This is a genomic window from Streptomyces sp. NPDC093094 (assembly GCF_044754345.1).
Classification (GTDB): domain Bacteria; phylum Actinomycetota; class Actinomycetes; order Streptomycetales; family Streptomycetaceae; genus Streptomyces.
Genome location: NZ_JBIVOX010000010.1, coordinates 83,527 through 92,859, shown reverse-complemented (window position 1 = coordinate 92,859; position 9,333 = coordinate 83,527). Strand labels below are relative to the sequence as shown.

The 9,333-nt window shown below is 71.6% G+C and carries 8 protein-coding genes; 4 read left to right on the top strand and 4 right to left on the bottom strand.

Going from position 1 to position 9,333, the window contains the following annotated elements:
• Positions 1 to 119: 119 nt before the first annotated feature.
• Positions 120 to 1,529, bottom strand: coding sequence for a DUF2252 domain-containing protein (locus tag ACIQGV_RS22670; RefSeq protein WP_402496873.1), 1,410 nt, complete (start codon positions 1,527 to 1,529; stop codon positions 120 to 122).
• 238 nt (positions 1,530 to 1,767) lie between these two features.
• On the opposite strand from ACIQGV_RS22670, the gene ACIQGV_RS22665 reads away from it, so the two are divergent.
• The 3 genes from ACIQGV_RS22665 (at position 1,768) to ACIQGV_RS22655 (ending at position 3,498) form a co-directional block, all read left to right on the top strand.
• On the top strand, positions 1,768 to 2,427 hold the full coding sequence (locus ACIQGV_RS22665; RefSeq protein WP_402496872.1) for an HdeD family acid-resistance protein: 660 nt from the start codon (positions 1,768 to 1,770) through the stop codon (positions 2,425 to 2,427).
• A gap of 125 nt (positions 2,428 to 2,552) precedes the next feature.
• Positions 2,553 to 3,029: an SHOCT domain-containing protein gene (locus ACIQGV_RS22660; protein WP_402496871.1), complete on the top strand. Its 477-nt coding sequence runs from the start codon at positions 2,553 to 2,555 to the stop codon at positions 3,027 to 3,029.
• Between the two features lie 28 nt (positions 3,030 to 3,057).
• Entirely contained in the window at positions 3,058 to 3,498 is a 441-nt protein-coding gene (locus tag ACIQGV_RS22655; RefSeq protein WP_402496870.1) for a hypothetical protein, read from the top strand.
• Positions 3,499 to 3,586: 88 nt separating this feature from the next.
• On the opposite strand, the gene ACIQGV_RS22650 is transcribed toward ACIQGV_RS22655, so the two are convergent.
• Together ACIQGV_RS22650 and ACIQGV_RS22645 are read right to left on the bottom strand one after the other, a co-directional pair.
• Complete coding sequence (locus tag ACIQGV_RS22650; protein WP_402496869.1) at positions 3,587 to 5,326, bottom strand: SulP family inorganic anion transporter; 1,740 nt, start codon at positions 5,324 to 5,326, stop codon at positions 3,587 to 3,589.
• Between the two features lie 188 nt (positions 5,327 to 5,514).
• Entirely contained in the window at positions 5,515 to 6,075 is a 561-nt protein-coding gene (locus ACIQGV_RS22645) for a snapalysin family zinc-dependent metalloprotease (protein ID WP_402496868.1), read from the bottom strand.
• A gap of 383 nt (positions 6,076 to 6,458) precedes the next feature.
• On the opposite strand from ACIQGV_RS22645, the gene ACIQGV_RS22640 reads away from it, so the two are divergent.
• Complete coding sequence (locus tag ACIQGV_RS22640; protein ID WP_402496867.1) at positions 6,459 to 7,763, top strand: M28 family metallopeptidase; 1,305 nt, start codon at positions 6,459 to 6,461, stop codon at positions 7,761 to 7,763.
• A 52-nt stretch (positions 7,764 to 7,815) separates the two neighbouring features.
• Here the strand turns inward: ACIQGV_RS22640 and ACIQGV_RS22635 are convergent, their stop codons facing one another.
• Positions 7,816 to 9,237: an MFS transporter gene (locus ACIQGV_RS22635; RefSeq protein ID WP_402496866.1), complete on the bottom strand. Its 1,422-nt coding sequence runs from the start codon at positions 9,235 to 9,237 to the stop codon at positions 7,816 to 7,818.
• Between the last annotated feature and the right edge of the window lie 96 nt (positions 9,238 to 9,333).

Below are 9,333 nucleotides of genomic sequence, written 5' to 3'. Positions count from 1 at the left end.
GCCGGCCGGCCCGGCGGGCCCGGCCCGCCCCCCCCCGCCCCCCCCCCCCCCCCCCCCCCCCCCCCCCCGCCCCCCGGGCCGGCCGGCGCCCCCCCCCCCCCCCCCCCCCCACGGCCGCCTCACATGGTGGCCGCCCGGACCCTGCCGGAGCGGACGGCCTTGCCCAGCGCCCGGAAGTCACGCTCGTTGCGGTCGGCGTACGCCTGGGCGAACTCGGCCAGCGCACGGTCGAAGCGGTCGCTGCCGCCGAGGTAGGCCGCGATGGCGACGGGGTCGCCGGAGCGTGCGTGGGCCCGGGCCAGACTGCCCCCGCACACCTGCGCGAACAGCCGCATCATGGCAGGGTCCATGGTGTCCGGCATCATGATGCCCTTCCAGTCCCGCAGCTGGCGCACATAGAAGTCCCGGCCCTTGCCGTCCAGCCCCGTGACATGGGTCCAGCCCAGGAAGATGTCGCTGGTCGTCTGGATCAGCCGCTGCCCCGACACCACACGACGGCCCTGGTTGTCGTAGGGCGTGCCGTCCGTGTGGGCGGCCAGCACCGACTCCTGGGCCTCCTTGGCCTGGAGCAGCAGGGGATCGTCGTCGTCCCTGCCGATCAGGAGCACGATCCAGCACCGGGTGCCGACGCTGCCGACACCCACCACCTTGCGGGCCATGTCGGCCACCCGGTAGTGGCGCAGCAGGTGCCGGCGCTCGGACGACAGGGTCTGCGCGTACGCCTCCAGGACGGACTGGAGCTCCTTCTCCTGGTCCTCCTGGGACGAGCCGGCCAGCAGGTCGCGCAGCGGGGTGATGAGCGGCGGATCCGGCGCGATGCGCCGGCCTTCCGACGTGACCTCGGTGAGCTTGGCGAACGCCTGGAGGTAGGTGCGGGTCCGGGCCTTGGCCGTCGCCCGCGCCGCCCGGCGTCTGGCCTTCGCGTCCATCGAGGACGCCAGCAGCTCGCGCATACGGTCGGCGTCGTCCTGCGCGTACCAGATGTCGAGCGTGCGCATCCCGGCGAACTCCCGCATCCGCGCCCGGTACGACCGCACGCACTCGCGCACGATGCCGTCCTGCTCCGCGACCGAGAACCCGTTGTTGCGGCCCGCGATGGCGAAGCTGGCCGCCAGTCGCTTGACGTCCCACTCGAACGGACCGGCCAGGGTCTCGTCGAAGTCGTTGATGTCGAAGACCAGGTGGCGCTCCGGCGAGGCCAGCAGCCGGAAGTTCAGCAGGTGGGCGTCGCCGCAGAGCTGCGCCGTCAGCCCGGTCCTCGGGAGCGGCCCGAGGTCCGCCGCCATGATCGCGGCCGCGCCCCGGTAGAAGCGGAACGGGGACTCCAGCATGCGGCCGTAGCGGATCGGGATCAGCGACTGCACCCGTGTGGCCGACTGGCGCTCCACGACGTCGACGGGGTCGAACCGTCCCTTCCCCGGATCGAACGCGCCGTGACCGGACCGCGGGGCACGCCGGCGGGCGTCCCGGCCGTGTGCCGCCCTTTCCGCGGGTGACAGCGAGGCGGTGAGGGAAGTCGTTGTCGTCATGGCTCACGCTCCGTTTCTCGTCGCGGTGTCCTGCCGGGCGCAGGGCCGTCCGCCGGACCCGCCGGACGTACGGCGCCGCCCAGGCCAGCCCACCGCGACGGCGGTCCGAGCGGATCACCCGCCGTGGGTGACCCGGCCCCGCCGCGCGCGCGGGACGCTGGTCCGGTACGGCGGCCGACGCCGCACACCGTCCCGCAGACGGCCCGGAGCACCCGGCCGTGTCACGCGAGGAGGAATCATGACGATGCCGCGTGGTTCGAGCCGGCACACCGGCCCGGAACCCCTCATGGACGGCGCCGTCCCCGACGCGGAGGACCGCGGCCCGGTGCTGTCCGCGCAGTTCGCCGGGTCCTGGACCTGGCTGCTGGGCTCGGCGGTGGCGACGCTGGTCCCGGGCGTGCTGGCCCTGGTCTGGCCGGACGCGACCCTGCACGTCCTGGCGGTCCTCCTCGGGCTGTACCTGCTGCTGACAGGCGCGTTCCGCTTCGTCGCCGCCCTCGGCCGGGAGCACGGCGACCGGCACACGGGCCTGCTCGTCGCGGTGCTGTACATCCTGGCGGGAGTGCTCTGCCTGCGGAACCCGCTGCAGACGATCGCCGCGCTCTCCCTGATCGTCGGGGCCGTCTGGCTCGTGACCGGTCTGCTCACCGCGTGGACGGCCCTCGCCGCCAAGGACCTGCCCCACCGGGGCTTCGTCCTCGGAGCGGCCGCGCTGGGCGTCGTCGCGGGCATCGTCGTGCTGGCACTGCCCACCGAGTCCGCGTACGCCCTGACCCGGCTGCTCGGCCTGTGGCTGCTGTTCATCGGCCTGGTCGAACTGGGACTGGCCTTCGCCTGGCGTGCGGCGCTGCACAAGGAGCGTGCCGCGTCACGGCCCGGCACGACGACGCCGCTGTGACGCGGGGTGTCCGGACTTTCACCCGCCATGGGTGAAGCCCCCGGGAGCCGCCGTACGCACCCTGGGGACAGCCGGAGACGGCAGTCGGGCGCCCGCCCGGACGACGGAGGATACGGAGGACGGAAATGAGCACAGAGATGTATCTCGCGTACGACTATCCACTGCTCAGCGCGTTCTGGACGATGCTGTGGTTCTTCCTGTGGATCCTGTGGTTCATCCTGCTCTTCCGGATCATCGGCGACATCTTCCGTGACGACGAGCTGAGCGGCTGGGGCAAGACGGGCTGGATGATCTTCGTGATCGTGCTGCCCTTCCTCGGCGTCTTCGTCTACGTCATCGCCAGGGGCAAGAACATGGGGCGCAGGGAGATGGCCCAGGCACAGGCACAGCAGAGGGCGTTCGACGACTACATCCGCGAGACCGCCGGCGACAGCGGCGGCGGCCGGTCCTCCAGCGCCGACGAGCTCCACAAGCTCTCCGAGCTGCGCTCGCGCGGGGACATCACGGACGAGGAGTTCCGCCGTGCCAAGGAACTCATCCTGAGCGACTACGGCCCCACAGGGCGCTCCGACACCGTCGGCGCGGCCACCGCCCGCAAGTGACCCAGGACCAGGAATCGAGGCCGAGAAGATGACTGCCACACACGCGCCGCACTCCCACCACACGTCGGCCAAGCACGCATGGGCCGCCGGCCTGATGGTCTTCGCCGCCGTCATGCTCACCCTGGTCGGGATCCTCGACATCTTCCGCGGCATCATGGCGATCGCCGAGGACGACGTGTTCCTCACGACACGGAACTACGTGTTCGAGTTCGACCTGACCGGCTGGGGATGGATCCATCTCGCGCTGGGAGTGGTCGCCGTGATCGTCAGCCTCGGGCTGTTCCAGGCCGCGACGTGGGCACGCGTCGCCGGCGTGGCCATCGCCGGGCTGGTCGTCATCGCCAACTTCCTCTCGCTGCCCTACTACCCGGTGTGGTCGGTCATCATGATCGCGCTGTCCGGGTTCATCATCTGGGCCCTGTGCGTCGCCAAGAAGGAGGACGTGGGCGACCCGTTCGACGCGAGGTGACCCGCTGCGCCGAACCCACCGTCACGCTGCTGCGGGCGGTGGGTTCGCGCTGCCCCGGCGGCCCCGCCCCGGCCCGCGGCGCCGGCGGTCAGCCGGGCGGTGTCCACTCGGACCCGGTCCGCAGCCGGTACGCGGCGACGGCGGCCTCCACGGTCGGGAAGAAGTGGCGCGGGTCGATGGTGCGGGTCAGTTCGTACCGCTCGATCTTGCGCCGCACGGGGTCCTTCAGCTCGGCGAACACCAGGTGCACGCCGTCGGCGTTGAGGGCCTCGTCGAGCTCCTCCAGGACGTCGGCGGCGGTGGTGTCGACGTCGGTCATCGGCTCCGCCGCCACGACGATCCACTCGGGCCGCGGCTCGGTCCGGGCCAGCCTGCGCACCTCGTCGCGGAAGGTCTTGGCGTTGGCGAAGAACAGCGGCGCGTCGAACCGGTAGATCACCAGCCCGGGCAGTTGTTCGGCCCGCGGGTAGGACCGTACGTCGTGGTAGCCCTCCACGTCCTGCACCCGGCCCAGGACGGTGTTGTACGGCCACCAGGCGCGGCGGAAGACGTTGAGCACGGACAGCGCGACGGCGACCGCGATGCCGGGCAGCACGCCGAGCAGCGCCACTCCGAGGAAGGCGACGACGGACAGCAGGAACTCGGCGCGGCGCTGCCGCCACAGCCGTACGCTCCCCGGGATGTCCGCCAGCGACAGCGAGGCGGTGATGACGACCGCGGCCAGGGCGGGCTGCGGAAGGTTCCTGAACATCCCGGGGACCAGCACCAGCATCAGCACGATCAGCGTCGCCCCCACGACCCCGGTGAGCTGGGTCCTGGCGCCGGCGCGTTCGGCCACCGCCGTGCGCGAGCCGCTGGTGCTGACGGGGAAGCCCTGGAAGAGACCGGCTGCCAGGTTCGCCGCTCCCACGCCGGCCATCTCCTGGTTGCCGCGGACCTCCTGCCCGGTGCGGGCGGCGAAGGCCGACGCGTTGGAGATCGTGTCGGCCAGTGACACCAGGGCGATGCCCAGCGCGCCGCCGCACAGCGGGGCGAGGTCGGAGAGCCGGATCTCGGGGAAGGTGAACGGCGGGAACCCCTCGGGGAGTTCGCCGACCAGACTGACATCGTGCTCGCCGAGGTCGAACGCCGTGACCGCGACGATCGCCAGGACCACCATCACCAGCACCGCCGGGACCTTCGGCAGCAGGCGCTGGAGCAGCAGGATCAGCACGATCCCGCCGATGCCCACCGCCGCCGCGGCCGGCACCACCGCCCCGTCGGCGATCTTCTGCACGAGCCCGACGCACTCCCCGATCAGGTTGTCGGCCTCCACCTTGAACCCGAGCAGTTTGGGCAACTGGCCGACCAGGATGGTCAGCGCGAGGCCGTTCATGTAGCCGATCATCGTCGGCTTGGAGATCAGGTCGGCGACGAAGCCGAGTTTCGCCACCGACGCCAGGATCATGACGGCGGCCACCATCAGCGCGAGCATCGAGGCGAGCGCGACCGCCCGGTCGGGATCCCCGTCGGCCGCCACCAGGGGCAGCACCGTGGCGGCGATCATCGGCCCGAGTGAGGAGTCCGGCCCGAGGACGAGGATCCGGGACGGCCCGCACACCGCATAGCCGAGCAGGCACAGGACGGTCGTGTACAGGCCGGTGATGGGCGGCAGGCCCGCCAGTTCGGCGTACGCCATGCCCTGCGGCACGAGCAGCGTGGTGAGGACGACGCCCGCGACGACGTCCTTGGCGAGCCATTCACGCCGGTACTCCGACACGGCCCGGACCCCCGGCACGACCCGCAGCCGCGACAGAACTCCGCGATCGGCTCTGTCGTCCGGCGACACGGTCTGCCTCCTCTCCGGCCCGGACGGACGACCCGCCGTGTCGGCCGTGCTGGGAGCAGCATGGCGGACGGCGCCCGGTCGTGCGCGACGGACACGGTTCCAGGTCATTCTCGGACCGGCGCGGCAAGATCGCCCCCCGGGACGCGGACGGCGCGGGGACGGACGGGACGCCCCCGCACCCCGGTGGGTCAGTCCACGTGCGTCACCGGCCCGGTGCGGCCCGCCGGCCGTGCCGGGGCGAGACCGAAGTCGGCCTCCACCTCGGCCCTCTCGGCCGCGTCGGGATAGGGGTTCGTGCACGGCACGCCGGCGCTGGAACCGGACATCAGGCTGGTGCAGGGGCCTGGCTTGCGGTCCGGGAGTCCCAGGATGTGGCCGAGTTCGTGCGCCGAGATCCGGACCGTGTCGTACCCCTGGTCGACGGCCTGCCGGCCGATGTAGACGGTGCCGTTGCCGAGCGAGGTGGTCAGCGCCCTGGGCCAGCCGTTGTCGGCGAGGACACGGATGTTCGCGCGCCGGCCGGCCGCGACGGGGCGCAGCTCGACGTTGTCCACGCTCTCGTTCCAGATGGCCGCGCCCCGGTCGACGGCCGCCCTGAACTCCGCCGAGGCGCCGGCGTCGTACGTCAGGACACGGGCCGCCAGGACCCGGGTCCCGGTGTCGGCGGGGGTTGCGTGGGCCGGGCCCACGCCGGTCAGAGCGGCTGCCGTCACGGCAGCGACGAGGGGGAGGAGCGTACGTGTGCGCAAGGTCGGCCTCCTGTGGGGAAGGTGGGCGTGCTCATGCCACGTTCTGCGGGCACCCTGCCCGTGCCCGCCGAAGGCCAATCCCTCATTCGGCCCGGCGGCGGGTGCGCGAACCCTCTCCGTGTGAGGCATGTCACACACCTCTCGGCCGCCTGCCCGCCCCCTGTGACCCTGCCCAAATGGGCGCTTACCGGCCGGTGTCCGATAAGCGAACGCCCCGGTCCGGTCAGCGCTCTTGACGCTAAGTCAGACATTCGTCGAACATTCAGCTCGCACGGCCGCACCAGGCACAGGCACCTCAGCTCCAGCGCCCCGCATCGACGACGACGCGGGGCGTCGCACGCGTTCCGCAACCCACCTTCAGTTCGGAATCACGGAGCCCCCACATGAACCTGTCCGCTCACAGACGTGCCCTCGTGGTCGCCGGCGCAGCCCTCGTCGGGCTGCTCGCCGGGGCCGTTCCCGCCGCCACGGCCGAGGACGCCGTCGCCGCCGCGCCGGACATCCCGGTCGCCAACGTCAAGCAGCACCTGACCGACCTCCAGTCGATCGCCTCCGCCAACGGCGGCAACCGCGCACACGGCCGCACCGGCTACCGGGCGTCGCTCGACTTCGTCAAGGCGAAGCTGGACGCCGCCGGATACACCACGACCGTCCAGCAGTTCACGTCCAGCGGCGCCACCGGCTACAACCTCATCGCCGACTGGCCCGGCGGCGACCCCAACCAGGTCGTCATGGCGGGCTCGCACCTCGACTCGGTGACCTCCGGGCCGGGCATCAACGACAACGGCTCCGGCTCCGCGGCGATCCTGGAGACCGCGCTCGCCGTCGCACGGACCGGCTACCAGCCCGCCAAGCACCTCCGGTTCGGCTGGTGGGGCGCCGAGGAACTCGGACTCGTCGGCTCGAAGTACTACGTCAACAACCTGCCGGCCGCCGAACGCGCGAAGATCAGCGGCTATCTGAACTTCGACATGATCGGCTCCCCCAACCCCGGCTACTTCGTCTACGACGACGACCCCGCCATCGAGAAGACCTTCAAGGACCACTTCGCCGGTCTCGGCGTCCCCACCGAGATCGAGACCGAGGGCGACGGGCGCTCGGACCACGCCTCCTTCAAGAACGCGGGCATCCCCGTCGGCGGTCTGTTCACCGGAGCGAGCCGGACCAAGACCTCCGCGCAGGTGCAGAAGTGGGGCGGCACCGCCACCGCCTTCGACCGCTGCTACCACTCCTCGTGCGACACCACCGCCAACATCAGCGACACGGCCCTGGACCGCAACAGCGACGCGATCGCCCACGCGGTCTGGACCCTGACCGGTACGACGACCCCGCCGACCGGCACCGTCTTCGAGAACACCGCCGACGTCTCGATCCCGGACAACGGCGCCGCGGTGACGTCCTCGGTCAACGTCACCGGCATCACCGGCAACGCACCGAGCAGCCTCCCGGTCGCGGTGAACATCGTGCACACCTACATCGGTGACCTCCAGGTGCAGCTGGTCGCGCCCGACGGCACGGCCTACACGCTGAAGGCGTACGGCACCGGCGGAAGCGCCGACAACATCAACACCACGTACACGGTGAACGCGTCCTCCGAGGCCGCCAACGGCACCTGGCTGCTGCGGGTCCAGGACAACGCGGCCATCGACACCGGCTACATCAACAGCTTCAGGCTGACCTTCCCGTAAGAGACTCCCGGGTGGGCCGGCGGCATGTCCCGGCCCACCCGGGCACCAGCGGTCACGGCCGTCCCGGGGTCCCCGCACCGGCCGTGCGGGCCGCGCCGGCCGGGGATCCGCCGCGCGGCAGCAGACCCGCGGCGACCAGCCCGAGCAGACCGATCAAGGCGAGGGCCGCCATCGCCGTGGCGTAGGCCCCCTTGCTGAGGCCCGACACCAGGATCGTGCCGGCCACCGCCGTCCCCAGCGAGGAACCGAGGTTGGAGACACTGCGCGACAGCCCGGAGATCTCGCCCTGCCGGGACTCGGGGAAGCACGACTGCACCACGTTCACCGACGGCGTGAGCATCACCCCGAGCCCCAGCCCGATCAGCAGCAGTCCAGGGGCGAACGCCCAGGCCGACGGCGACCCCGCGACCAGCGCGATCAGCACGCCGATCCCCACGACGGTCATGACGAAACCCGCCATCACGAGCGTGCGCTGCGGGCGCCGTTCGGCCAGTCTCTCGGCGGCCAGCGACGAGACCAGGATGCCGAGCGTCGCCGCCGTGAAGATCACACCCGTCTCGATCGCGTCGTAGCCGCGCACCACCTGGAGGTAGGCGGCCACGGTGAACGACGTGCCCATCAGCATCAGCCACTGCGCGTTCTGGGTGATCAGGCCGAGGTTGGAGGTGCGATTGCGGAACAGGGAGACCGACAGCAGGGGTTCCCTGCCCGCGCGTTCCCTGCGGTGCACCCAGCGGAAGAACACCGCCAGCACCGCCGCACCGGCCAGCAGCAGACCCAGCGCCAGCCAGCCGTTGTCGTCGACGGCCAGGATGCCCGTGACCAGCAGCACGAGACCGGCGGCCGACAGCACGGCGCCCACGGTGTCGAAGGGCCGGGCGGGGTCGGGCGGCAGCGGATCGTCGATCCTCCGGCTCAGCACCACGATCACCACGATGACCAGTGCCTGGAAGACGAACGCCGCCCGCCAGCTGATCGCGCTCGTGATCAGGCCGCCGATCAGCGGACCCGCCGCCGCGCCGACCCCGCCCATCGCCATGATCACACCGAACGCGCGGGCCCGGGACGCGGTGTCCGTGAACAGCAGGGTGGTGAGGATGTAGACCGGCGGGATCAGCAGCGCCGTGCCCACGCCCTCCAGGATCGAGTTGCCGATGATCAGCACCCCCAGCCCCGGTGAGACGGCGCTGAGCACCGCCCCGGCGCCGTAGACGATCAGCCCCGCCGTCAGGCAGCGCTTGCGGCCCCACTTGTCGGTCAGTTTGCCGCCGGGGATCATCAGCGCGGCCATCACCAGCAGAAAGATCGTGATCGCGACCTGCACCCCCTGCACCGTGGTGTCCAGGTCCTCACTGATGTCGTTGATCATCACGTTCATGTTCGAACCCGCGAAGCTGCAGATGAACTGCGCCAACGCGAGCGGAGCGAGCACCCGCCGCACACCGGGCCCGCCGGCACCGGCCGTACCTTGCATGCGGTCACCGCCCCTTCTCCCGTGGTCCCGAGGCCGGCCCACGCCGCGCGGCCACCGCCACGACCCTTCCACCATGACCTCCCGAGTCGTCTCCGG